Raw genomic sequence first — 20,945 nt, forward strand, 5'->3', positions numbered from 1 at the left:
ACAGGGACGTGAAAAGCACATCAGGCGGGATTCACATCGGCATTTCAGGCTGGCGCTACAAAGGGTGGCGCGGAACGTTCTATCCGAAGGGCCTGAAGCAGGCCAACGAGCTGCAGTACGCGGCGGGCCTCATGCAGACAATCGAAATCAACGGCACGCACTACAGCCTGCAATCGCTCGACAGTTGGCAGCACTGGTATGCGCAAACGCCGCCGGGTTTCGTGTTCAGCGTGAAGGGCGCGCGCTACCTGACGCACCTGCTGCGCTTTCGCGACGAAACAGCCACCGTCGCATGCGCGAATTTCTTCGCGCAAGGGCTGCTTGCGCTGAAGGACAAGCTGGGGCCGATACTGTGGCAGTTTCCACCATCGCTGCGCTTCGACCCTGAGCACATGGAGCGGTTTCTGAGCCTGCTGCCGCGCGACACGGAAGCTGCGCTCGCGCTAGCACAGCAGCACGATCAGCGCGTGAAGACGCCGTATCTGCAGATCGACCGCAAGCGCAAGCTGCTGCACGCGGTGGAAGTGCGTCACGAGAGCTTCGTCGATCCGGCATTCGTCAGGCTGCTGCGTCGCCACAAGGTTGCGCTCGTCGTGTCGGATTCGACTGAAGCGTGGCCGCAGTTCGAGGATCTGAGCGCAGGCTTCGTCTACATACGGCTGCACGGCACCGAAACCAAATACTCAGGCGAGTACTCCGATGCATCGCTCGAACGCTGGGCGCGCAGGATAGAGGCATGGAGCCGCGGCGCGCAACCCGCCGATGCGCGTCTTGCCGCGCCGCAACTGCAGCCGCCTCGCGCGCAAACGCGTGATGTGTACTGCTACTTCGACAACGACGCAAAGACGAACGCGCCCTTCGACGCGCAAAGATTGATGGAGCGCCTTGGATTGCACGCGCACGAAGCAGCGGCCTGACAGCCGGTCGGGCCTCGGCTATTTTTTGTGCCGCTGCGCAAGCTTTTTGGCGTCCTGCAGTGCGGCGACAATCGCCGCGTAGGCACGCTGGCGCGTTTCGGGGTCCGGCGCCCGCAGAGCAAACGACGGGTGATAAGTCGCGACCACCAGACGGTCGCCATGTTCAATGACCGTGCCGATCGAATCCTGCAAGCGCGACTTCGGATCTTCGAGCACCGCCTTCAACGCAGTGGCGCCCAACGCCACGATCACATGGGCGCCCACGTTTTCGAGCTCCCGCTCCAGCCAGTAGTGGCACGCGTCCACCTCGCGTTGCGCCGGTGTTTTATGCATGCGGCGCTTGCCGCGTGGCGTCCACTTGAAGTGCTTCACGGCGTTGGTCACATACACTTCCTTGCGTGCAACGCCTGCCTCGGCAAGCGCATCGTCGAGCAATGCGCCGGCCGGTCCGACAAACGGCAGGCCCGCCAAGTCCTCCTTGTCGCCGGGCTGCTCGCCGACCATCATGATCGGCGCGCGTTTTGGACCCGCGCCGGGCACGCCCTGCGTCGCATTGGCCCACAACGCGCAGCGGCGGCAAGCGTCGAGCGTTGCGGGTTGCTGGTCGGGATGGACCTCGGGGCTCGCGGCGGTTTCACCTTCTGCCGCTGGCGTGCTTTTGGCTGTGCGCCGGGTAGTGGCCATGATTCGTCGCGTTGCGCTTCTCGCTCGTGAATGGATCGTGAGGATAACGACGGCAAGCAAACGTCGTTCCGGCCACGCGCTCGTGGCGACAGCAGGCTCAGGCGCGCAATGTGCTTAAAGATAGGCCCGCTGACGTCTTGCGGTAGCGGCGCGCGACGTATGCGCGACGGCACCGTGACGCGATCGGCGGCCCATCGGGGCGCACGGTAATTTCTTCACAGCAGGCTGCCGGCGCCAGGAGCCGAAATCACAAGGAGAACAACGATGACCCTGCTTATCTACCTGGTCGGATGGATCATTTTTATCGGCGGCGTGGCTTGGGGATTGATGGCGCTTCATGTCGCGCAGCATGTCATCGCGATCGTGGCTGTGATTCTGTTCGGCATCGCGGTGATCACCGGCGCGACGCGAGCGCGCAATCGCGACCGCTCGTAGCGCGCTGCGTGAGCCTGCGCGCGCCAGACGCGAGCGCGCGGACGAAGCGCCGTGCGTGGATCGCGAGCAGTCCCCAGCTCGAGTTGACGATCTGCGTGGTCCACGCGCGCGACGCTTCTCCGTGCGCCCAATACGCCTTGAAGCGCTCGGCCCCGACGCCGAAGTCGAGGTCGTAGCCGTTGTCGAACGCCCACTTCACGCATTGCTCGACCGCGATGAGGCCCGGGCAACAGCGTCCGTAATAGGGATCGTAGCCGGCGAAAATCGCGCTCGCCCACGGGTTGCCCAGGCTGACGATAATCCCCGCAACCGGCGCGTCGTTCAGCGTCACGACGATGAGGCGCGCGATCGACGGCACCTCGCCCGAATGAATCAGCTTGCCGAGAAACAGTTCGAACGCACTCGAGTCGAGCCATACACTGCGTTTGCCGACGCGGTCGCTCCAGTTGCGCTTGCAGTTGAACATCCATTCGATGAGCGAGGCCGTCTCGCGCTCCTCGGCGGGATCGAGCACGCGCACCGCGACCGTGCCTTCCTTCGACAGACGTTTGGCGAACGTGCCGGGCCGCTTGCCGAACAGGGTGCCAAGCGAGCGGCAATAGTCGTCCCACGCGCCCTGCCCGCGCAATCGCGCGGCCGACGCCTGATGTGCCTCGGTAAAGAGCACGTGCCGCGCGCGCGAGATTAGCGTGTGCAGGTGGAGCCTCTCGCGCACGTAAGGCAGATGGATGAAGTCCGCGCCGCAGCGCCGGCGCGCAGTGTTCCAGGCGCCTTCTATGAGCGCCGTGGCCGACGGGTCGTCGGCAACGAGCACGCTCGTATAGTCGCCGCCTTCCGGTCCGAGCGGCACGACGTAGGTCCAGAACGCGCGCTTGACGGCTTCGAGCGGCCAGACCACGACCAGTTGCCCGGCCTCGCGGCCGACGATGCATCGGAGCAGACGTCCGTGCGGCTTCGACACATGCTGCCATGCCAGCCAGCAATAGCTGAACGATTGATAGTAGTGGCCTTGCGCGCGCGTCCACAGTCTGTCCCATTCGGGCTGTAGCGCGCGAAATTGCGCTTCGTCGGTGATCACGTCGTAGCGGCGTGCGCGAGGCGTTGTCTTGTTCATACCATCTCACAGGGTGCGGGCGCGCTCGCCGCTTTCTCGGGCGCTCAGCGTGCGCGGCATGGCTGCGCACCGGCAGCGTCCGCTTGCCGGCGCGACTTCGCGCAAAGCTGACGACGAGCATGCACCTCGCGCGTGGCGGCGTGTGTGCGCGGCCGCACGCTTGGCTGCTCATGCGGGACGAGCGATGGTCATGGGCAATGGCCTGGACAATGGGCACTGTGTGATGCGTGACGCGCAACGAGCGATGGGAATGCGGGACGGGTAATGCGGGACGAGCGATGAGCGGCAGGCAATTCGCAATGAGCGACGGGCGAGAGGCGACTGTAGAGGGTGCACGGACGAGGATGTCGCCCACCCTCAATACCTAACCCGCGACAAGCCCTGAGCACCGCCCGCCGCCCGCGACCATTTCGCTTCTACTGCTAAGAATCGGCCAAATGCTTCGTTGCTCCGGGCGTGCCGTATGCCGTACCGTTGCCGGATTGCGCATTGCGCGCCTCAATGGAGAACCCATGTCCGCACCTATCTCGCATGACGCTGCGCCGCATGTGGCTGGCATTGCCGACGCCGCGCAGCTTTTCGACGACAGTCCCCTCACGCGCCGTTTCGCACCCGTCTTCGAGCGCATTGCCCAGGGCGCGGTGCATCGCGAACGGCACCGCGAGCTGGCCTACGCGCCGGTCGAGTGGCTGCGCGAGGCCGGCTATACGAAGCTGCGCGTGCCCGTCGAGTACGGCGGCGAAGGCGTCTCGCTCAGCGAGTTCCTCGCCCTCGTCACACGCCTCGGCGAAGCGGACTCGAACCTGCCGCAGATTCTGCGCGTGCACGGCGGTTTCATCGAATCGCTGCTCGAATATGGCGACGACGCGCTGCGCGAGCGCTGGTTCACGCGCATCGCGCAAGGACAGATAATCGGCGGCGCCGTGGCCGAGCGCACCGCCGTCACGAGCAATAGCGTGCGTCTGACCCAGAGCGGCGGCGCGTGGCATCTGGACGGAGAAAAGTACTACACCACCGGCACGCTCTATGCGGACTGGGTGGACGTCGCCGCGCACGATGGACAGAGCGACGTGCGCGTGCTCGTGCGCACGGATGCGCCAGGCCTCGAACGTATCGACGACTGGGACGGATTCGGTCAGCGCCTGACAGGCAGCGGCACCGCGCGCTTCACGCACGTGCCGGTGACGGCCGAAAACATATACCGGCGCTACGACGCGTCCGCGCCGCGTCGCAACAGCGTGCTCACCTCCTACTATCAGGCGCTGCACGTGGCGAATCTCGCCGGCATTAGCCGGGCCGCGCTGCGCGACGCGGTCGCATTTACGCGGGGTAAAACGAGAACCTTCGGTATCCCAGGCGAATCCAGTCCGCGCGACAATCCGCTCGTGCAACGCGTGATAGGCAGACTCGCAAGCCTCGCCTATTCGACGCAAAGCATCACGGCTTCGCTCGCGCGCGCGATTGACGACGTAGTGGTCACACGGCAGCAGGGCCGCACAACGGAAGAGACATATTTTCGCCTCGACATTCAGACCTTTCAGGCGCAGCAGATCGTCATCGAGCAGACTTTGCAGGCCGCCACGCTGCTCTTTGAAGCAGGCGGCGCTTCGGCCACCAGCGAAACACGGCGCTTCGACCGTTACTGGCGCAACGCGCGGGTGCTCGCGTCGCACAATCCGGCCATTATTCGCGAGGCCGCCATTGGCGACTTCTATCTGAACGGCAATCCGCACAACGAGCGCTTCGGCGTAGCGCGCACGGCGGCCGTGGCTGCCTGAATCAGCAGACTTCGGGCCGCGCCTTCATGTGGCACAGTAACGTCAGTGCACGCGCATCGCGCGCGGCACGCCTGCCCTGACGAGCCCCATGAAAAATCTGCCAGCCTACGAACCGCCCGTCGACGAACAGCAGTTGCTGCTGAAGTGGATCCGCCGCGCCCGCGAATCCCAGATGAGTCACTACGACATGGCCGACCTGCTGTCGGCGCGCGACCGTCAGATGGGCTGGCTCGTCACCGTGCTGGCCGCGTTCGTGGGGACGGCCGTGTTCGCTTCACTGAACACGAGCGGCGTGTCGTTCGAAATCAGGCTGCTGGTCGGCCTCGTGAGCGTGGTCGCCGCTGTCTCTTCGGCGCTGCAAACCTATCTGCGTTATGCGGAACGCGCGGAAAAACATCGGGCCGCAGGCGCGCGCTACGGCGCGGTGCGGCGGCGGCTCGAAGCGGTGTTCGCCGGCGATGCGGATGCGCTCAACGGCCACTACCTGAGCGCGATACGCGAAGAGCTGGACCGGCTCGCGCAAGACTCGCCGAATGTGCCGCCGCGCAACTTCTACCGCACACAGCGCGCGTTATCCACCGATCCGCGGCGCAGCACCGATGCGTGAGCGGCGTCGCTCACACATCGAGATCGTTCGCGTCGATACCCAGTTCGGCGGCCATGCGCCGCACTACTGCCTGAAGCCGGCTGACTTCGTCGGCGAGTCGTTTCTGCTCGGCCTTCAAGGCCTCGAACGCGGAGAGCGGCACGCTTTCGTCCGCACTCGCGGCGGACTGCGCGAACTCGCTCGCGCTCACTTCGCCGCACAGCAGATGCATCCACCGATGCTCGCGCTCGCCTGGCGTGCGAGGCAGCTTGACGACGCGCGGCGGTTCGTTGGCGGCGAGTTCATCGAGAAACGCCTCGACCGACGAAATGTCGGCAAAGCCATGCAGGCGCGCGCTGTTCAAACGCAACTCGGCCGCCGTCTGCGGGCCGCGCAGCAGCAAGGTGGTGAGCAGCGCCGCGGATTGGCTCGGCAGACCGAGCACGCGGTTCATGTTGTGTTCGAAACGCGGTACGCGACTGCTGCTGCCTTCCATGACGAGGCTTAGCCGCTTCAGGCCGTCGAGCGCCGTGAGCACTTCGGCTTCGGTCGCGTTCATGACCGGCGAGCGGCCGGTCTTCTGATTGCAGCCCAAGGTCAGCGCGTTGAGCGAAAGCGGGTAACTGTCGGGCACGGTGTGCTGTTTTTCGACGAGCACGCCGAGCACGCGCCCTTCGAGCAGGGTCAACGCACGGATAGAGGGGCGCGAGGGAACGTCGGGAGTCGAATTCATCTGATGTAGCGGACAGGCCGCTATGGTGGTCAATGAAACGCCTTACCATTGCACAGCGAGGCGGCGGGTTTCTGGTTGTGGGCACTATGATAAACGGCTGCGGGCTGGCGGCGTGAATCGAGGAGGCGGCGCACGCGCCGAAGGTGTGCCGCAGGACCCCTTGCCCCGCGCGGGTGGTGGGCAAGGCCGCTGATCGCGATGGCCGAACACCACGCCGCTGGGCATATTGCCTGCTTGCCTGTCCGCTGTTTGTCGACATGGAGTGTTCAATACCTATGCGTTCTTCCCGATTAGTCCTGCGCGCAAGCGCTATCTCGCTCGCGGTGGGCGCTGTCTGCCTGCTTGGCGCCTGCGCGCTCAGCCCCGCCGGCAAGAGCGGCAATGCGCGGGTGCCGGAGCCGGCCAAACCAGTCGACCTCGCGCGCTACCTGGGCCGCTGGTACGAGTTCGCGCGCTATGACAACCGCTTCGAAAAGAACTGCGAGGCCGTAACCGCCGACTACGCCGCTCGCGAAGACGGCCTGATCGACGTCACCAATAGTTGCCGCAAAGGCGGTATTGAGGGACCACTCGACGTCTCCAGGGGGCGCGCGAAGGTCGTGGCCGGCTCGGGCAACGCGAAGCTGAAGGTTTCGTTCTTCGGGCCGTTCTTCTTCGGCGATTACTGGGTGCTCGATCACGCGGACGACTACAGTTGGTCGATAGTCGGCGCACCGGGCGGACGCTACCTGTGGATTCTCACGCGCGAAGCCAGACCGGCCGCCAGCCTGAAAGAGGCGCTGATCGAGCGCGTGCGTGCACTTGGCTACGATACTTCGATGCTGCGCATCACACAGCACGCGTGAGACCGCGGCAACGCAGTGTGCGGGATCTGTCCGCGTGCTATCGTCGCGGCATGTCCGCCACCGTGGACCCGCGACTGCTTTATTCGACCGCCATGACCCGTTCGCGCTTTGCCACGCCGCACGATGAAGACTCCGACGACGCCAACGGCGCGCGCCTGAGCGACGCCACGATCGCCGCGGAGGCAACGAGGCGTCTCGCATGGGACGCCGCTGTGCCCCCGCGCACGGTCGAAGTCGACGTGCGTGACGGCCGCGTGACGCTTTACGGTGAACTGGAACGGCTTGCGCAAAAGCTCGCGGCGCTCGAGGACGTAGCGCGCCTGTTCGGCGTGAGCGGCGTGTGCGATCGGTTGGTGGTGAAAGCGGGCTGAGGGCGGGTATCGGGTATCGGGCGTCGAGCCTCTAGCCGCTAGCCTCGGCGTCGGACCGCGGACCTCACGCCCGCTGCCAACCTCACTCACCCACGCATCAACGCGCGGCAATGCCTCGCGATCTGTTTCTCCTCTTCCGTATGCAGCACCCTCACCCTGCCCGCCGGGTCGTCCTCGCGAAGACCGAGAAACGCCAGCCCCTCGCAAATCCGTTTGCGCATGCCTGCGCTGTGCTCGCCAATGCCGCCGGTCAACACCAGTAGATCGATGCCGCCCAGCAAGGCCGCATATCCGCCAATGGTCTTACGCACCGCGGCCGCGAACGCATCGAGCGCCAGCGCCGCATGCGCGTCCCCTGCCGCTGCGCGTTGTTCGAGCGCCTGCATGTCGCTCTCGCCATCGGCGTAGCCGGCGAGGCCGCTATGGCGGTTGAGCAGCGTTTCGAGCGCATCGGCGTCGAGCTTCTCGACTCGCAGCAGATACAGCAAAACGCCAGGATCGAGGTCGCCGCAGCGCGTGCCCATCGGTACGCCGCCCGTGGGCGTCATGCCCATCGACGTATCGACCGACTTGCCGTCCTGCAATGCGCACACGCTCGAACCGTTGCCGAGATGAGCGAACACGGCGCGAGGCGGCAACGCCGCGCCCAACTGCGTGACGAGCGATTCATACGAGAGGCCGTGAAACCCATAGCGAATCACGCCGGCTTGCCCATAGCGCCGCGGCAATGGGAGCTGCGCCGCACGCGGCGGCAGCGTCGCATGAAACGCCGTGTCGAAGCAGGCAAAGTGGGCCGCGCCGCCGAAAATCTTTTGCGCTTCGTCGATCAACGCGAGTGCCGGCGGAATATGCAAAGGCGCGAAATGTATAGCATCGGCGAGGCGGCGGCGCACCTCGGGCGTGAGCCGCTGATGCGTTCTCAGATGCGGCCCGCCGTGCACGACCCGGTGGCCGACCGCCACCGGTTGCGCATGGTGCTGCCCGGCCAGCACGGCCGAGAGCTTTTGCAACGCATCCGTTTGCGACTCGAGCACATGCTCCTCGCGCACGAGCACACGGCCGTCGGGCGCCGAGATTCGCAAGCTGCCGTCGCCGCGGCCGATGCCTTGCGCGCTGCCTTCGAGCAGCAGCGACTCGTCGCCGTCCGCGTACGCGAACAGGCCAAACTTCAACGACGACGAGCCGCTGTTCAACACCAGAATGGTTTGCCCCAAAGCGCCTCCGTGCGTGCCGTTGGTAGCGCCTTCGTGGGCGCCATTGCGAGCGCCTCCATGCGCGCCGTTGTCCGGATTCATCACGCGCCTCGCTCAGTCAGTCCACGTCCAGTTGCGGATCTCTTCCTTGTCGATGCCCTCGGCATGCGCATAGGCGAGATGCTCGATGATCTGTCCGCGCAGCCACTCCTTCGTGTGATCGCCGACACCGCGCAGCTTCGGCACGCGGTCGATCACGTCGATAGCCAGAGAAAAGCGGTCCACCTGGTTGATGATCGCGAGTTCGAGCGGCGTATTGATGTTGCCCTTCTCGTGATAGCCATGCACATGCAGATTGTCGTGATTAGTGCGGTTATAGGTCAGCTTGTGAACCAGCGACGCATACGAATGGAAATTGAAAATCACCGGCTTGCTGGTGGTGAACAGCGAATCGAAGTCGCGGCTCGACAGTCCATGCGGATGCGCATGCTCGGGCATCAAGCGGAACAGGTCCACCACATTGACAAAGCGGATCTTCAGGTTGCCAAAGTGCTGCTTGAGAATCTGCACGGCGGCGAGCGCTTCCATGGTCGCAATGTCGCCCGCGCAGGCGATCACCACGTCCGGCTCGGCGCCCTGGTCGGTGGACGCCCACTCCCAGATGCCGATGCCCTTGGTGCAATGCGTGACGGCCGACTCCATGTCGAGATACTGCAAATGCGGCTGCTTGTCCGACACGATCACGTTCACGTAGTCGCGCGAGCGCAGGCAGTGATCGGCCACGCTCAACAGGCAGTTCGCGTCGGGCGGCAGATAAATACGCACTACGTCGGGGCTTTTGTTGGTCACCACGTCGAGAAAACCGGGGTCCTGATGCGTGAAACCGTTGTGGTCCTGACGCCAGACAAGCGACGTGATCAGCAGGTTGATCGACGGCACGGGCTGGCGCCAACCCAGTTCGCGCTTGGCTTTTTCGAGCCACTTGGCGTGCTGGTTGAACATCGAATCGATCACGTGCACGAAGGCCTCGTAAGTGGCAAAAAGGCCGTGCCGGCCGGTCAGCACGTAACCTTCGAACCAGCCTTCCAGCGTGTGTTCGCTCAGCATTTCCATCACGCGGCCGTCGGGCGACAGCGCGCCGCCGTCGGCGTCGTTCGGCTGCGAGTCGGCCAGCCAGGTCTTGTCCGAGGCTTCGTAGATGGCCGTGAGCTTGTTGCTTGCCGTCTCGTCGGGCCCGAAGACACGGAAGTTGTTCATGTTCCTGCGCATCACGTCGCGCAAGAACGTGCCCAGCACCTGGGTCGGCGACGAGTATGTGGACGCCGGCCGCTTCACCTCGACCGCATAGTCGCGAAACGCGGGCATGTCCAGCATCTTGCACAGCACCCCGCCGTTCGCATGCGGATTCGCGCTGATGCGGCGTGCGCCCTTTGGCGCGAGTTCGCGCAACTCCTCGACAAGCCGCCCGGTTTCGTCGAACAGCGACTCGGGCTCATAACTGCGCAGCCACGCCTCGACCAGTGCGAGGCTCGCGGGGTTGGTCGCCGGGTCGGCAATCGGCACCTGGTGCGCGCGCCATGAGCCTTCCACCTTGTGGCCGTCCACTTCCTTGGGGCCGGTCCAGCCTTTGGGCGAGCGCAGCACGATCATCGGCCAGCGCGGGCGCGTGGCGTCGTTGTTCGCGCGCGCATGCTGCTGGATCGCCCGGATCTCGCCGATGCATTTTTCGAGCGTGGCCGCCATCTGCTGATGCATCGACTCTGGTTCGTCGCCTTCGACAAAATACGGTTTATGGCCGTAACCGGTGAGAAGCGCCTCCAGTTCCTCACGCGGAATGCGCGCCAGCACTGTGGGGTTGGCGATCTTGTAGCCGTTCAGATGCAGCACCGGCAGCACGGCGCCGTCGCGTACCGGGTTGAGGAACTTGTTCGAATGCCACGAGGTGGCGAGCGGACCGGTTTCGGCCTCGCCGTCGCCGATCATCACCGTGACGATCAAGTCGGGATTGTCGAAAGCCGCGCCATAGCCGTGCGACAGGCTGTAGCCCAGCTCGCCGCCTTCGTGAATGGAGCCCGGCGTTTCCGGCGTGCAGTGCGAACCGATGCCGCCCGGAAACGAGAATTGCCGGAAAAAGCGCCGCATGCCGGCTTCATCTTCGCTGCGGTCAGGGTAGATTTCCGAGTAATGCCCCTCGAGATAGCAGTTCGCGAGCGTGGCCGGCGCACCATGTCCGGGGCCCGACACGTAGATCATGTTGAGATCGAGCTTCTTGATGAGCCGGTTCAGGTGCACGAGCAGGAAGCTCTGTCCAGGGTCCGAGCCCCAATGTCCCAACAGGCGATTCTTGATGTGCTCGGGCGCAAGCGGCTCGCGCAGCAACGGATTGTCGCGCAGGTAGATCATGCCGGCGGACAGGTAATTGCATGCGCGCCAGTAGCGATCCATGTTGCGCAGCGTTTCGGGGTCCAGCGTTTGCGACGGGGTGGGATGGAAGACTGCTTCAGCCATGGCGTCACTCCTCGTAAGGACTGTCAGGCAGGTTGGCGGGCATTCGAAGCTGTGCCGAAGAGCGTCATGCACGGGACATGACAGGCGTGTGGAGCGAAACACTCGATGCAGCGGCTCGTGCCGTTAAGCGTCGGTCGTCAGCCGTGTGACCGGATGCGTACATCATGGTTCGTGAAAAGCCGGCGCAAAGTTTGATCGTGCTCAAAGCGGGCGGACCGGGCGCCGCGCCGCAAGTCCTGCGCCAGGCAAACTGCAGAGATCCGGCGAAACGCTTAAGCTGTGCAACGGGGCTACGGGGTATCGTGTTGCTCGTCCTTAACCATACACATTCATCATGCCGACATCCAACCGTCTGAAAGCACCGCTCGTTCTTCTTCTCACGCTCGTTCTGCTGTGCGCGGGCGTGGCCGTGCTGGTCGGCGTGTTCGGCCTGCTGGTGAAGCTGTTCGGCCACCTCTGAAACCTGTTAGCCGGCACGCACAGCGCGCCGGCGGCCCAAACTGTGTATGCTGCCGGTGTTCACGCGCGAAGCCGCGCGGCATTCCTGCAAGGAGCTTTCATTGACGAATCCGGCCGACTCCTCTTCGCCTTCGGGTCAACCTGTCGACCCGCAACTGATCGAGCTCGCGCAGCAGGTGTTCGACCTCGCGCGCCGTGGCGACGCCGCGATGCTCGCCGCCGTGATCGAAAAAGGCGTGCCGCCGAATTTGCGCAACGACAACGGCGACAGTCTGGTGATGCTCGCAAGCTATCACGGACACATGGACGCGGTGCGTACGCTGCTCGAACGCGGCGCCGACCCGGACCTGCGCAACAACAACGGCCAGACGCCTCTTGCAGGCGCGGCGTTCAAGGGCTTCGAGGGTGTGGTGCAGACGCTGCTCGCGCATGGCGCGGACGTGGAAGGCGCTTCGCCGGACGGCCGCACCGCGCTGATGGTGGCGGCCATGTTCAATCGCACTGCGATCATGGACCTGCTGATCGCACACGGCGCGAATCCGGACGCTCGCGACGCAAGCGGCGCGAGCGCGCTGGACGCCGCGCGCAGAATGGGCGCCGCCGACGCACAGGCGAAGTTGGGCAGCAGCTAGCTCTTACCGGCCAGCAGCGTCTTAACGTCAAGCTGGGCAAGATCGCCGATCCGCTCGACGGTGACATCTGCCTGGGGATTGCTCAGTATCTCCTTCGGGTCCAGCGCGTAATGGCCCTGGCGCGGAAACACCGTCGTGAGCCTGCCGCCCCAGGCTTTCTTCATGGCGGTAAGAATGCGCAGTTTGTCGTCGACCATCACATAGTGGCGCGCCGGGTAGCACTCCATCACCTGGTCGAGCATCAGTTCCTTGTGAATGTAGATCAGCACCCGGCCCTCGACTTCCTCCCACAAGCCCGAGCGCGCGACCTTGCGCGGCTGGAAAACCACGTCCCCGTCAGAGAGGATCACCGTGGGTCCATACTGGCCGACGTGGCGCAACGCATCGAGCGCGCCGGGATAGAGCCGGTTCGCAAACGGATAGTCGATCAGGAATGACGACATCAGCAACAGCCGCGTGTCCCGCGGATGCTCGGTGCGGTAGCGCTGCAGCGCGCCGAGATAGTCGGCGTAGCCGAGTTCGCTGCGCAACTGCTCGAAGATTTCCCAGTAGCGCGTGCTGTTGTCGGTGCCGAACTCGCGCATCATGTGGGCGCGCAGGTCCGAGAGCACGTGATCGTTGTCGAGCAAGGTGTTGTCGCAATCGAACAGGAACACGACCTCGTGCGGCGCGCTTCTCGCGGCCGTGCTGCTGGTGACTTGTGCGGCTGGCATGTGCGGCTCCGGTGAATGGTGCTGTTGCGGTGAGCTGGTAAATGCTCAGCCCTGCGGGTTTTGCGGCGGCTCGGCGGGCTTTTCGAGGTGGCCGCCGAAGTCATGGCGCATGGCGGACAGCACGCGGTTGGCGAAGTCCGCTTCGCCGCGCGAGCTGAAACGCGCGAAGAGCGCGGCGCTGAGCACCGGTGCCGGCACGCCTTCGTCGATGGCCGCCGCCATAGTCCAGCGCCCTTCGCCGGAATCGGAGACGCGGCCCGCGTAGCGTTGCAGATCGGCGTCGCCGGCGAGCGTTCCCGCGATCAGGTCGAGCAACCACGAGCCGATCACACTGCCGCGCCGCCATACTTCGGCGATATCGGCCAGATTCAGATCGTACTGATAAAACTCGGGGCGGCGCAGCGGCGAGGTTTCGGCGTCCGCCTCGCGCGCGTGCTTGCCGGCGTCGGCGTGACGCAGAATGTTGAGGCCCTCGGCATAAGCGGCCATCAGACCGTACTCTATGCCGTTGTGGACCATCTTGACGAAGTGCCCCGCGCCGAGCGGACCGCAATGTAGGAAGCCCTGCTCCGCCGTACTGCTGCCTGGCGTGCGCCCTGGCGTGGCGGGCGCGGCGGCCGCGCCCGGCGCGAGCGCCGCAAAGATCGGCTCGAGCCGCGCCACCACCTGCGCTTCGCCGCCGATCATCAGGCAATAGCCGCGCTCGCGGCCCGCCACGCCGCCGCTCGTGCCGACATCCACGTAATGCAACTGGCGCGCGGCGAGCTCGGCGCCGCGGCGAATGTCGTCGTGATAATAGGAGTTGCCGCCGTCTATCACGATGTCGCCCGGATCGAGCAGCGGCACCAGCTTTTCCAGCGTGCCGTCGACCACTGCGGCGGGCACCATCAGCCACACGGCGCGCGGCTTGTCGAGCCTCGCCACCAGGTCTTCCAGCGACGACGCGCCGCTTACGCCTTCCTGCACGAGCCGCTCGACGGCGGCGGGCTGCACGTCGTAGACAATGCACTGCTGCGCGCCCTGCGTGAGGCGCCGCACCATGTCGGCCCCCATGCGTCCCAATCCGATCATGCCTAGCTGCATTTCACCGCTCCCGAAAGTGCCTTGCGATGCTGCGTGGTTTTAGTCAGATGCCGATGTGGCGGCTGTTCGCCTGCTGCGTTGTTCGCCTGTTGCGTTGTTCGCCTGTTGCGTTGTTCGCCTGTTGCGTGTTCGTCCGCTGCGTGTTTGCTTGTGGCAGTTGTTTGCTTATGCCAGTTCTTTGCTTGTTGCGTTGTCTGCGAGACGTGAATCCGTTGCGCGCGCGGCATGGCCTGATCGACCCTGTCTCAGCGCCGGTGCTCCGGCTACGATACGCCTCATTGCAGAGGTTGTGAGCGGCGTAAAGTTCCCTTCGCCGCGCTCAAAGCTCGCGCCCGCGGCGCACCGAACGCCTTGCCCTGAACGCGTCGTACTGCATGCGCGCGAAGCGCCGCACTGCCCGCCACATGAGCGGATAGCGATACCCCGGCACCGCAAACAGCACCAGCGCGCACAACGCGAGCAGTCCGCAAAAGAGAAACGTGCCGCGATAGCCGAACGCCTGCACCAGCAAGCCGGACAGCACGCCCGACAGAATCGAGCCGACCCGCGCCGCATTGAAGAAGAGCGCCGTGGCGCGGCCGGGCGCAAGCGGCATCAGGTCCTGCACGTAGGTCATGCCGAGGCACGAAGTCACGGCGACCACGAACGCGTTGAGAATCTGCATCGGAATCAGCACCTGCACATTCCCCGCGAGCGACATGCCGACGAAATACGCCGCGTGAACCGCCGCGCATGCCGCCAACCAGTTCGGCTTGTGCAGCCGCGAAGATTTCGCGCCGAGCGCAAGCATCATTGGAATCTCCGTCAATGCGCCGAGGCCGAGCATGACGGATACGTCGAGATGCGTGCCTTGCAGACCATGCACGATATAGAGCGGCAACACGATCATCGTGGCGTTCGCGGCAAGCCCGAGCAAGGTCAGCGCGGCGACGGCACGGCCAATGTCGTTTGCCGATGCAACGCCGGGCAGGTCCTCGTGCGCATCCGGGCCGGGCTCCGTGAGCGGCGGCACGGTGATGGAGGCCGACGGCTCCGACGCGGTGTCCTCCACCGTGTGGTCGCCGAGATGTCCCTGCGGCTCCCGCATGCGCCAGACGATCGCCGCGCACGCCGCGAAGCTCGCGGCGGCGAATAGAAAGAGCCCGGTAAAACTGCTCGCCGCGAGCACGAGCGCGCCTACGGACGGACCAAATACCCAGGCCGCCGAGAGGATCGTGCGCAGCGTCGCGCTGGCAAATGCACGCTCGGCCGCGTCGGGCACGGGCAACGCGGCGCGGCTGAAGGAGAACACCATCGAAATGGCCGAGCCGCCTGCGCCGATGAACACAACGCCGACAATCAGCAACAGGCGGTAGTCACGCACCACGCATAAGCACAGGTAGCCGAGCGCGGCGAGCACCAGCGCGAGCAGCAACATGGGCCGATGGCGTCCACTTGCATCGCACGAGCGGCCCGCGAAGGTGCTGGCGAGCACGCCGCTCGCCGCGATCAGCGTCATGAAAACGCCGAGCCGGAACGGCGTCATGCCGGCACGCTCCACGCCGAATAACGACAGATACGGCGCAGTGAACGACATGGCCACGCCGAGCATCAGCGTGGCGGCAGCAAGTGGCTTAAAGCCGGGAATGTGCAGCAGACCAAGGAAACGCGAGTTTTTCAACACGGGCGGCGGTGTGCTCTGGAGAGGCAAGCCTGCGAGGCGAAGTGCGGCGCGCCGGGCAAGCTTCGTGGCGGGAATGAACGGGGCATTATCGACCGCTCCTGTGGGCGCGTAAAGGCGTCGGGGTGTATCCCAAATTTGCAGCGTGCGCCTGCCGGCCGATGTGAGCGTGAACCGGAACAAGACTGCGACACGCGCGGCGCGGCTCGTGTCCGCCGCCAGGCTCTCTCGAACCAATAGCTGGTACTCTTATCAAACAACGTGCAGCGCGTGTCGAGGGCGGCGCAGTGTCGCCCTCGAAACGTTCACGGCGCATCACTCAATCCGCAGCGGAGCATGCATGGCAACCCGGAAACCCTATTCCACCCACGCCCCCACCAGAGCCGAAATCGACGCGTTGCCGGGTGCGACCGTAATCGAATTCGGCACGGACTGGTGCGGCTACTGCCAGGGAGCGCAGCCTTCCATTGCCAAGGCTTTCGAAGCGCATGCCGGCGTGAGACACATGAAAATCGAAGACGGCCCGGGCCGCCCGCTCGGCCGCTCGTTCAAGGTCAAGCTGTGGCCCACGCTGATCTTCATGCGCGACGGCGCCGAAGTCGCGCGCATCGTGCGCCCCACCAGCGTCGAGCAGATTTCGGACGCATTCGCGTCGCTTTAACGGAGCAGAACGCGTTCATCATGAGGCAGGCCATTCATCACCTGAGCGTCAAGGCACGCACTCGCGGGCTCGTCGAGTTCACCGCCGAAGCCCGCCGTTTTGTCGCGGCGCAGCAGATTCAGACCGGGCTGCTGACGCTCTTTTGCCGTCATACGTCGGCATCGTTGTTGATCCAGGAAAACGCGGACCCGTCGGTACAGCGCGATCTGGAGCGCTACTTCGCGAGCCTCGCGCCTGAAGACGAGCAACGCTACGAGCACGACGCCGAAGGCCCGGACGACATGCCCGCGCATCTGCGCACGGCATTGACGCAGGTGCAGTTGAGCGTACCCGTCGAGCATGGGCAGATGGTGCTCGGCACATGGCAAGGGCTGTATCTGTTCGAGCATCGGCGTCATACGCAGCATCGCGACATCGTGTTGCATCTGATCGGCGAGTAATCGGCAAGTGAGCGGCAAGTGATCGGCAAATAAGCCGAAACGCAGCGCTCAGCCACGGGCCGCGACCACCAGATTTTTTTAGCAACCGGAACAAAGGGAGCACATCTCATGGACACCCGCAGCGAACTGCAAGCCACCGTCGAGGCCATGGTTCAGCCAGGCAAGGGGCTGCTTGCCGCCGACGAAAGCGGCCCGACCATCGCCAAACGCTTCAAGACCATCGGCATCGAGTCGACGGAAGAAAACCGCCGCGCGTATCGCAACCTGCTGCTCAGCACGCCGGGCCTCGGCGAGTATGTGAGCGGCGTCATTCTTTACCAGGAAACGCTCGGCCAGAAAGCCGACGACGGAACACCGTTCGCGGAGCTCGCCGCGAGAAACGGCATCGTGCCTGGCATCAAGGTCGACCTCGGCAAGGTTGCGCTTGCCCACGCTCCGGGCGACGAAATCACCGAGGGGCTGGACGGCCTCGCGCGGCGCTTCGTCGATTACAAACAGCAAGGCGCGCGCTTTGCGAAGTGGCGCGCGGTCTACAACATCGCGGCTAATCTGCCGAGCCGTCTCGCGATCGAAGCCAATGCAGACTCGCTTGCACGCTATGCGGCGATCTCGCAGGAAGCGGGCATCGTGCCGATTGTCGAGCCCGAGGTGCTGATGGACGGCGACCACACCATCGAGCGCAGCGCGGAAGTGACCGAAGCAGTGCTGCACGAGGTGTTTCATGCGCTGCACCGGCACCGCGTGGTGCTCGAGCATATTCTGCTCAAGCCGAGCATGGTGCTCGCCGGTTCGGAAAGCGCGCGGCCCTCGTCTACTGCGGAGATTGCGGCTCACACGCTGCGGGTTCTGAAACGCACCGTGCCGGCGGCCGTGCCCGGCATCGTGTTTCTTTCGGGCGGACAAACGCCGGAGGAAGCGACTGCCAATCTCGACGCAATGAATCGCCTCGGACCGCTGCCCTGGAACCTGAGCTTCTCGTATGGACGTGCGTTGCAGGAACCGCCGTTGCAGGCGTGGAAAGGCGCTGCGGCTCAGGTGAAGGAAGCACAGCAGGCGCTCCTGAAACGCGCGCGTCTGAACAGCGCCGCGGCACTCGGCAAGTACGACGCAGCGCAGGAAAATCAGGACTAGCAGACTGGCGTTTGCTGACGCGAAAGCAGGCTGTTTGGTTGGGGCGTGGGTTGTCCTTGGCTCGTCCGTGGCATCTCCGCGGTTTGCCCGTGGCTTCTCCGCGCGATATCCACAGCGTCCCCCGTTTCGGTTGATTGCGCGTGGATCGTCCGCGGATTAGCCACGCCGCGCGTGGCGCGTGAGTGAAGCCTTATTCCTGCTCTAATGCCGTCCTGTTCCGCTTCACTCACGCAACCGCGCCGTTATTGTCCCTTCGTGTCGCTGCTCGCGTTGGCGCCCGGCATGTTGGTGGTGTCGGTGGCGGGCTTCATTTTCTTCGACGACTTTGACGAGTGCTTCTTCATCTTCGAATGCGAGGTCCCCGATCCCTGCATGTCGCCGCCTTCGCGGGACGATGCATTCGCACCGGCGCTCGTGCTCGGGTCGTTGCCGGCCGGACCGCCGCCGGCACCACCGCCGGAGCCGCCCGCGCCTTGCGCGATCGCCAGTGACGAAGCCGCGAGCAGTGTGGTAACAAGCAATGCCTTCTTGATCATCATGAGTGTTCTCCTGTCGGAATGAAAGCGCAATGGAAGCCGATTGCGCACGCCGGCAAGCATGCGCATGCCTCGTCAGGAGTTCAGCAAGGGATGTGCCGCGCGGCGGCATGCCGCATCGTTCAGGATTCGCAAGCGACCAGCGCGTGCAGTTCCTCGATGTTGAACGGCTTGGCGAGGATGGCCACGCCCAAACGGCGTGCGCGTTCCAGTTCGTCGGCATAGCCCGTCATCAGCGCGATTTTCTGCGAAGGCCAGGCATTGCGCACTTTCTCTGCGAGGTCGATGCCGTTGAGCTTGCCCGGCATCTGAATGTCCGACAGCACGAGTTCGAAACGCTCGCCGCCGGTGAGCACGTCGAACGCCTGGTCGGCGGTCGGCTCGTGCCGCACTTCGCAACCAAACGTTTCGAGCACCGCCGCGACGCCTGCCGCGACATCTTCGTTGTCTTCCACGAGCAGCACCAGGCCGGCGTGCCGCAGCGCCGGCTGTTCTACCGCCTGTTGCGGCACGTCGTTCGTCGGGCGGCGTTCGCGATGGCGCGGCAGATACAGGCGCACCGTCGTGCCGCTGCCCTGCACGCTGTCGATCTTCGCGGTGCCGCCGGCCTGCTCGCACATCGACAGCACCTGTGCGAGACCCAGGCCCGCGCCGGAGCCGCTCAGCTTGGTGGTGAAAAGCGGTTCGAACGCGCGCCGCGCGACCGACTCCGGCATGCCTTCGCCATCGTCGGAACAGGCGATCAGCACATACTCGCCGTCGGGCAGCAGCGTGTCGCTGCCGACCAGCCGGTTGTTCTGGCATCGGATCACGAAGCGTCCGCCGCGCGGCATCGCATCGCGGGCATTCACCGCCAGGTTCATGATCGCGAGTTCCAGGTCGGTCGGATCGGCCAGCACCTGCCAGACATCGTCGACAATGTTGAACGCCAGTTCGATATGATCGCCGAGCGCCGCCTCGAGGAGCGGCGCCGCGCCCGGCATCCACTTCTTCAGGTCGATCGGCTCCTGTTTGAGCGGCTGTTTCTTCGCGACGCTCAGGAGCCGCCGCGTCAGCGATTCGGCCGTCGCGGTGGCGCGCTGCACCGCGTTCATTTCCTTTTCCAGATTGTTGTAGCGCTTCAGGCGCGCCAAGTCGATATTGGCGGATACCACCATCAACAGATTGTTGAAGTCGTGCGCCACGTTCGCCACCAGATTGCCGAGCGCGCCCATGCGCTGCAATTGCCGGCTCGACGCCTCCGCGGAGAGCCGCATCGCGACCTCGCCCTGCCAGCGTTCCCATGCGACGCGCTCGGCTTCCAGTTGGCGCAGCGAGTAAATCACCAGAATCCAGATGGCGATGCAGGGCACCGCCGTCAGCGCGGCAATCACGAGGAAGTGCTGACGCCACGCGTCGACAATCGAAGCTCTTGCATAAGCGCTCGTCACATAGAGCGGGTAGTCGCCGACCCGCCGGAACGTGACGAGCCGCTCCACGCCGTCCACCGGCGACTTCACGCGCACATGCCCGGACAACTGCTTGTCGCGCAATGCGGCGGCAAATGCGTCCGAGGCCGGCGGCTTCGCGCCTCCGGGCCACGGTGGATAGCGGACCAGCAGATTGCCGTCCTGGCGGTACAGGGCCAGCGCGAGCGACGGGTCTCCATTGGTCAACTCGCGGTAAAAGCGTGAAAAGTACTCGGTGCGCAACGCAACCGACACCACGCCGAGGAACGCACCCTCCGCGCCGATACGTCCTATCGCGGTGCTGAACACGTTGGTCTGCGACAGCGCGCCATGCATCGGCAGCGAAAAGTAAAAGTGCGGGCGCATGGCGCGCGCAGCGACGAAGTCTTCGCGTTGACTGACCGACACGGGCGGAGCGGGATAGGCGCGAGTGGATACCAGCAGGTCGCCGTGCGCACCGATCAGATAGATGGACGCCACTTGTGGAAAGTCTCCGCCGATCTCGCGCAACTGCTGGTTCAGTTGACGCTCGCGGGCGCGAATCTGGGCGTCGTCTTCGGTGCCGATCAACTCGACGATGCGTGAAGCCATTTGCTGATTCAGGTCCAGCACCTTGACGGCCTGCTCTTCCGCCACGCGCACGAGCCGGTCGATCATGTCATTCGAATCGGCGATACGGCGCTGGTAATCGAAATAGCCGTAGCCGGCGAGACAGGCGAGCGGAAACAGAATCGAAACTGCCAGCACGACAAGAAGCACCCGCCGCGTCGCCGTGAAATTGCGCGAAGGCATAGGAAAATCGACTGCGACTCGCTCCGCACGCTGCACGGCCACGCTCCACTCAAAGGTCATACAAGTAGGAGAATTACCCGCACGTATCGTGCCCCGGGTGGTCGTGCGCTAATTCCCTTAGCTGGAATCTACCGCACTTTTCCGCCATGCACATAGCGCTGTGCGGAGCGACTTGAATGTTGGCGCGACTGAGGCATCGGGCACAGCAATTGCTCGCCCGCAAGAA

General features: G+C 64.6%; 21 protein-coding genes. 11 read left to right on the forward strand and 10 right to left on the reverse strand.

Annotated elements, in window-relative coordinates; translation table 11 throughout:
- Positions 1-8 precede the first annotated feature (8 nt).
- Entirely contained in the window at positions 9-917 is a 909-nt protein-coding gene (locus JNB89_RS00260; protein WP_220360823.1) for a DUF72 domain-containing protein, read from the forward strand.
- 18 nt (positions 918-935) lie between these two features.
- Here the strand turns inward: JNB89_RS00260 and JNB89_RS00265 are convergent, their stop codons facing one another.
- Positions 936-1,661 carry a UdgX family uracil-DNA binding protein gene (locus JNB89_RS00265; protein WP_223216661.1) on the reverse strand — a complete coding sequence of 242 codons (726 nt, stop codon included), beginning with the start codon at positions 1,659-1,661 and terminating at the stop codon, positions 936-938.
- A gap of 204 nt (positions 1,662-1,865) precedes the next feature.
- Here JNB89_RS00265 and JNB89_RS00270 point away from each other — a divergent pair, with 204 nt between their 5' ends.
- Entirely contained in the window at positions 1,866-2,036 is a 171-nt protein-coding gene (locus tag JNB89_RS00270; protein ID WP_013341154.1) for a hypothetical protein, read from the forward strand.
- Here JNB89_RS00270 and JNB89_RS00275 read toward each other — a convergent pair.
- On the reverse strand, positions 1,996-3,150 hold the full coding sequence (locus JNB89_RS00275; RefSeq protein WP_220360825.1) for a GNAT family N-acetyltransferase: 1,155 nt from the start codon (positions 3,148-3,150) through the stop codon (positions 1,996-1,998). The two genes, JNB89_RS00270 and JNB89_RS00275, sit on opposite strands and share 41 nt — an antisense overlap.
- Before the next feature lie 512 nt (positions 3,151-3,662).
- On the opposite strand from JNB89_RS00275, the gene JNB89_RS00280 reads away from it, so the two are divergent.
- On the forward strand, positions 3,663-4,928 hold the full coding sequence (locus tag JNB89_RS00280; protein WP_220360826.1) for an acyl-CoA dehydrogenase family protein: 1,266 nt from the start codon (positions 3,663-3,665) through the stop codon (positions 4,926-4,928).
- A gap of 88 nt (positions 4,929-5,016) precedes the next feature.
- Positions 5,017-5,535, forward strand: a complete 519-nt coding sequence (locus tag JNB89_RS00285) for an SLATT domain-containing protein (RefSeq protein ID WP_013341157.1) — start codon at positions 5,017-5,019, stop codon at positions 5,533-5,535.
- A gap of 10 nt (positions 5,536-5,545) precedes the next feature.
- Here the strand turns inward: JNB89_RS00285 and JNB89_RS00290 are convergent, their stop codons facing one another.
- Positions 5,546-6,247 carry a YceH family protein gene (locus JNB89_RS00290; RefSeq protein ID WP_013341158.1) on the reverse strand — a complete coding sequence of 234 codons (702 nt, stop codon included), beginning with the start codon at positions 6,245-6,247 and terminating at the stop codon, positions 5,546-5,548.
- A 275-nt stretch (positions 6,248-6,522) separates the two neighbouring features.
- On the opposite strand from JNB89_RS00290, the gene JNB89_RS00295 reads away from it, so the two are divergent.
- Both JNB89_RS00295 and JNB89_RS00300 read left to right on the forward strand, forming a co-directional pair.
- A complete protein-coding gene (locus tag JNB89_RS00295; protein WP_222858851.1) occupies positions 6,523-7,092 on the forward strand; it encodes a lipocalin family protein in 570 nt (189 codons plus the stop codon).
- A gap of 92 nt (positions 7,093-7,184) precedes the next feature.
- On the forward strand, positions 7,185-7,463 hold the full coding sequence (locus JNB89_RS00300) for a BON domain-containing protein (protein ID WP_220361243.1): 279 nt from the start codon (positions 7,185-7,187) through the stop codon (positions 7,461-7,463).
- An 86-nt stretch (positions 7,464-7,549) separates the two neighbouring features.
- On the opposite strand, the gene JNB89_RS00305 is transcribed toward JNB89_RS00300, so the two are convergent.
- Both JNB89_RS00305 and JNB89_RS00310 read right to left on the reverse strand, forming a co-directional pair.
- Positions 7,550-8,758 (reverse strand): acetate/propionate family kinase, encoded by a 1,209-nt coding sequence (locus tag JNB89_RS00305; RefSeq protein ID WP_223216662.1) that lies wholly within the window; start codon positions 8,756-8,758, stop codon positions 7,550-7,552.
- Between the two features lie 12 nt (positions 8,759-8,770).
- Positions 8,771-11,164, reverse strand: a complete 2,394-nt coding sequence (locus tag JNB89_RS00310; RefSeq protein WP_220360827.1) for a phosphoketolase family protein — start codon at positions 11,162-11,164, stop codon at positions 8,771-8,773.
- Positions 11,165-11,498: 334 nt separating this feature from the next.
- Here JNB89_RS00310 and JNB89_RS31215 point away from each other — a divergent pair, with 334 nt between their 5' ends.
- On the forward strand, positions 11,499-11,624 hold the full coding sequence (locus JNB89_RS31215; RefSeq protein WP_013341163.1) for a hypothetical protein: 126 nt from the start codon (positions 11,499-11,501) through the stop codon (positions 11,622-11,624).
- A 100-nt stretch (positions 11,625-11,724) separates the two neighbouring features.
- Complete coding sequence (locus JNB89_RS00315) at positions 11,725-12,255, forward strand: ankyrin repeat domain-containing protein (protein WP_220360828.1); 531 nt, start codon at positions 11,725-11,727, stop codon at positions 12,253-12,255.
- Here JNB89_RS00315 and JNB89_RS00320 read toward each other — a convergent pair.
- From JNB89_RS00320 to JNB89_RS00330, 3 genes are all read right to left on the reverse strand, one after another.
- Positions 12,252-12,968 carry an HAD family hydrolase gene (locus tag JNB89_RS00320; protein WP_013341165.1) on the reverse strand — a complete coding sequence of 239 codons (717 nt, stop codon included), beginning with the start codon at positions 12,966-12,968 and terminating at the stop codon, positions 12,252-12,254. The two genes, JNB89_RS00315 and JNB89_RS00320, sit on opposite strands and share 4 nt — an antisense overlap.
- Before the next feature lie 45 nt (positions 12,969-13,013).
- Positions 13,014-14,051, reverse strand: a complete 1,038-nt coding sequence (gene gnd / locus JNB89_RS00325; protein WP_135892107.1) for a phosphogluconate dehydrogenase (NAD(+)-dependent, decarboxylating) — start codon at positions 14,049-14,051, stop codon at positions 13,014-13,016.
- Between the two features lie 319 nt (positions 14,052-14,370).
- A complete protein-coding gene (locus tag JNB89_RS00330) occupies positions 14,371-15,714 on the reverse strand; it encodes a sugar efflux transporter (protein WP_220360829.1) in 1,344 nt (447 codons plus the stop codon).
- Between the two features lie 337 nt (positions 15,715-16,051).
- Here JNB89_RS00330 and JNB89_RS00335 point away from each other — a divergent pair, with 337 nt between their 5' ends.
- From JNB89_RS00335 to JNB89_RS00345, 3 genes are all read left to right on the forward strand, one after another.
- Entirely contained in the window at positions 16,052-16,372 is a 321-nt protein-coding gene (locus JNB89_RS00335) for a thioredoxin family protein (protein WP_013341168.1), read from the forward strand.
- A gap of 20 nt (positions 16,373-16,392) precedes the next feature.
- Positions 16,393-16,812 carry a secondary thiamine-phosphate synthase enzyme YjbQ gene (locus JNB89_RS00340; RefSeq protein ID WP_013341169.1) on the forward strand — a complete coding sequence of 140 codons (420 nt, stop codon included), beginning with the start codon at positions 16,393-16,395 and terminating at the stop codon, positions 16,810-16,812.
- A 108-nt stretch (positions 16,813-16,920) separates the two neighbouring features.
- On the forward strand, positions 16,921-17,943 hold the full coding sequence (locus JNB89_RS00345; protein ID WP_013341170.1) for a class I fructose-bisphosphate aldolase: 1,023 nt from the start codon (positions 16,921-16,923) through the stop codon (positions 17,941-17,943).
- 242 nt (positions 17,944-18,185) lie between these two features.
- Here JNB89_RS00345 and JNB89_RS00350 read toward each other — a convergent pair whose 3' ends face one another.
- Together JNB89_RS00350 and JNB89_RS00355 are read right to left on the reverse strand one after the other, a co-directional pair.
- A complete protein-coding gene (locus JNB89_RS00350; RefSeq protein ID WP_013341171.1) occupies positions 18,186-18,482 on the reverse strand; it encodes a hypothetical protein in 297 nt (98 codons plus the stop codon).
- 119 nt (positions 18,483-18,601) lie between these two features.
- Entirely contained in the window at positions 18,602-20,755 is a 2,154-nt protein-coding gene (locus JNB89_RS00355; protein ID WP_220361245.1) for an ATP-binding protein, read from the reverse strand.
- Positions 20,756-20,945: the final 190 nt, after the last annotated feature.

This window comes from Paraburkholderia phenoliruptrix, from assembly GCF_019511605.1.
Classification (GTDB): domain Bacteria; phylum Pseudomonadota; class Gammaproteobacteria; order Burkholderiales; family Burkholderiaceae; genus Paraburkholderia; species Paraburkholderia phenoliruptrix_A.

Bases quoted from the DNA above. Each gene is read 5' to 3' on its own strand.
- JNB89_RS00270 (WP_013341154.1), top strand. From the start codon at position 1,866: ATGACCCTGCTTATCTACCTGGTCGGATGGATCATTTTTATCGGCGGC.
- JNB89_RS00275 (WP_220360825.1), bottom strand. From the start codon at position 3,150: ATGAACAAGACAACGCCTCGCGCACGCCGCTACGACGTGATCACCGAC.
- JNB89_RS00280 (WP_220360826.1), top strand. From the start codon at position 3,663: ATGTCCGCACCTATCTCGCATGACGCTGCGCCGCATGTGGCTGGCATT.
- JNB89_RS00285 (WP_013341157.1), top strand. From the start codon at position 5,017: ATGAAAAATCTGCCAGCCTACGAACCGCCCGTCGACGAACAGCAGTTG.
- JNB89_RS00290 (WP_013341158.1), bottom strand. From the start codon at position 6,247: ATGAATTCGACTCCCGACGTTCCCTCGCGCCCCTCTATCCGTGCGTTG.
- JNB89_RS00295 (WP_222858851.1), top strand. From the start codon at position 6,523: ATGCGTTCTTCCCGATTAGTCCTGCGCGCAAGCGCTATCTCGCTCGCG.
- JNB89_RS00300 (WP_220361243.1), top strand. From the start codon at position 7,185: ATGACCCGTTCGCGCTTTGCCACGCCGCACGATGAAGACTCCGACGAC.
- JNB89_RS00305 (WP_223216662.1), bottom strand. From the start codon at position 8,758: ATGAATCCGGACAACGGCGCGCATGGAGGCGCTCGCAATGGCGCCCAC.
- JNB89_RS00310 (WP_220360827.1), bottom strand. From the start codon at position 11,164: ATGGCTGAAGCAGTCTTCCATCCCACCCCGTCGCAAACGCTGGACCCC.
- JNB89_RS31215 (WP_013341163.1), top strand. From the start codon at position 11,499: ATGCCGACATCCAACCGTCTGAAAGCACCGCTCGTTCTTCTTCTCACG.
- JNB89_RS00320 (WP_013341165.1), bottom strand. From the start codon at position 12,968: ATGCCAGCCGCACAAGTCACCAGCAGCACGGCCGCGAGAAGCGCGCCG.
- gnd (WP_135892107.1), bottom strand. From the start codon at position 14,051: ATGCAGCTAGGCATGATCGGATTGGGACGCATGGGGGCCGACATGGTG.
- JNB89_RS00335 (WP_013341168.1), top strand. From the start codon at position 16,052: ATGGCAACCCGGAAACCCTATTCCACCCACGCCCCCACCAGAGCCGAA.
- JNB89_RS00340 (WP_013341169.1), top strand. From the start codon at position 16,393: ATGAGGCAGGCCATTCATCACCTGAGCGTCAAGGCACGCACTCGCGGG.
- JNB89_RS00345 (WP_013341170.1), top strand. From the start codon at position 16,921: ATGGACACCCGCAGCGAACTGCAAGCCACCGTCGAGGCCATGGTTCAG.
- JNB89_RS00350 (WP_013341171.1), bottom strand. From the start codon at position 18,482: ATGATGATCAAGAAGGCATTGCTTGTTACCACACTGCTCGCGGCTTCG.